Genomic DNA, 2,063 nt, shown 5'->3' with positions numbered 1-2,063 from the left:
ACAACGCCAGAGTATTTACCACCGCCATCCGAGTTGTCAGTCAAGCGTTCAGACTTGTAAATTACTAAATCTTTGGTTTCAATCGCCATCGTTTAACTCCGTAAAGCGTAAGGTCACGTTGTAATAATCATCCAGTGATACCGCTGGAATTCCTTTCACAGGATCAGCCTCTAAAGCACCATCCTGATGGTTGAATTTGACTGTAAATTTTCGGTTGTCATGCGGCTGTTCAAACTGCAGTTCGAAATTTTCATCTTGCAGTACTGACCAAGCTCGAACAGTTCGTAATTGTCGAAGCTTGATCCACCCCATACCTGTATCAGCGGGCTGTAAAGTAATTGGTCGACCTGATTTCTTCTTGCCTTCCTGAATAATCAGAGAGCCGTCCATTGCATAAGCTTGATTCTGCTCAATGGCTTTCCATGAGAATTCATCAGGCCATAAAAAACCGTCCTCTAATTGGACGGTTTCTAGTGTTGATAAGCGGATTAATTTCATGTTGATTTCGCCTGTGTTTTTAACTGACTAACAAGCTGATTCATTAGCGACTCCTGTTCAGCTGTACCTGATAATTCAAGTTTTTTACCACCAAAATCAATCTGGTAATTCACATTTTTATTGCTGCCCGGAAGACTGCTTGATGATGGTGCGGATGGAATAGGCGGCGCATATTTATTTAAGTTTCCTGATCCGGTTGAAACAACATCAATATTGCGCAACAAGTCATTAATTTTGTTCGTTCCGGTTTGAGTGGTAAGACCCTTAGATGCGGCATTCTTAAATTCTTGCTGAATAAGTGTTGATAATGGCCCAAAGCCACCTTTACCCATATTTTTTTGATATGTATCTTGATCAGCTGCTAAACCCTTCGACCAGATATCGCTTGCAATTTTTTCAGCCTGCTTATCGTCATACCCAATACTCTTAACCTTAGATAAAACATCAGCCTTGCTGTATGAGTCATACTTGTAAATCCCAGCCAAAGCATCTTGCTGTCGCTTCGTGCTCTTTGCATATTCAGCTGAAGCCGCATCAACTGCTTCAGCCCATGCCTCTGTCGATGACTTAGCTTCTTCACGCGCAATGTTACCGGCGTGACGGAATCCATCACCAATACCACGTGCTGAATCACGTACACGGTCATTGGATTTAGTCCACTCATCCATGGATTTGACTGCAGCAACACCAGTATCGTCGATCTGGATCTCAAGATTACGTCCCGCATTTACAGCATTAGTTGCAGCGATTACTCCTGCATCACCCGATGCAGCTGCAGACTGGGCTGCTTTCTCATAGGCTTTTTGAATACCTTCAGCTGTGGCTTTACCACTATCACGGATAGTGATGTAATCCATTAAAGCCTGCTGTGCAGCGAGCTTTAAGTTTGCTTTAGTTTCAATTCCAAGACGCTTAAAAGCTTCAGTAACAGGATCAATATCATCAGGTAGTTTTTGCGCTTGTAACTTAATCGCAAGCAAGCCTTGTTCGACCTGAGATGTAGAAACCCTACCTTGGTCCCCAAACTCCCTCAGCTTAGCTTTGGCAAAATCAATTTCAGCTTGGCTTTTGGCTATTTCTAACCATTTTAGCCAGGCTTCATAGGTAACATCGCCGGCTTGTTTACCCTTAACCCCCATCAGTTCAAGACTATTAACGAAATCATCAAGGTTTTTCTTCTTGCCGCCAAATCCTTCTGATACGCGATTGAGAGCAACATCTAAATCCAAACCCAACGCTTCAGCACCTTTACGACCTATAGCCAGCTTGTCACTTAGATTATTTGTTGCAGCAGTACCATCCACCATGGCTTTGACAATTACGCCACCAGTAGTGGTGAACTCAGCCTTTAAACCTTGGGCTGCAAGAGTAGTCTGCAAAGTTTTTTGTGTGACTAAGTCTGCAGCTTTTTGAGTACCATCAGCCGCCATTAGCTGAGCATCTACCCACTCTTGTGCAGCTTGGATTTTAGCTTCAGTAATTTTTTGACTTTCCGCTTGATAAGCCTTTTCCTTGGCATCTAAGTCAGTAAGACCCTTTACAGCTAAATCAATTGCAGCTTGATT

General features: G+C 43.1%; 1 protein-coding gene and 1 pseudogene. Both read right to left on the bottom strand.

Annotated elements, in window-relative coordinates; genetic code table 11:
- Nucleotides 1–78 precede the first annotated feature (78 nt).
- Nucleotides 79–498 carry a hypothetical protein gene (locus HLH18_RS11060; protein WP_171546875.1) on the bottom strand — a complete coding sequence of 140 codons (420 nt, stop codon included), beginning with the start codon at nucleotides 496–498 and terminating at the stop codon, nucleotides 79–81.
- A pseudogene (locus HLH18_RS16040) lies at nucleotides 495–2,063 on the bottom strand (tape measure protein); the annotation flags it as partial. The gene HLH18_RS11060 and the pseudogene HLH18_RS16040, both read right to left, overlap by 4 nt.

Source organism: Acinetobacter sp. ANC 5414, assembly GCF_013004295.1.
Classification (GTDB): Bacteria; Pseudomonadota; Gammaproteobacteria; order Pseudomonadales; family Moraxellaceae; genus Acinetobacter.
This window is presented reverse-complemented; position numbering and strand designations above follow the sequence as displayed.

Bases quoted from the DNA above. Each gene is read 5' to 3' on its own strand.
- HLH18_RS11060 (WP_171546875.1), bottom strand. From the start codon at position 498: ATGAAATTAATCCGCTTATCAACACTAGAAACCGTCCAATTAGAGGAC.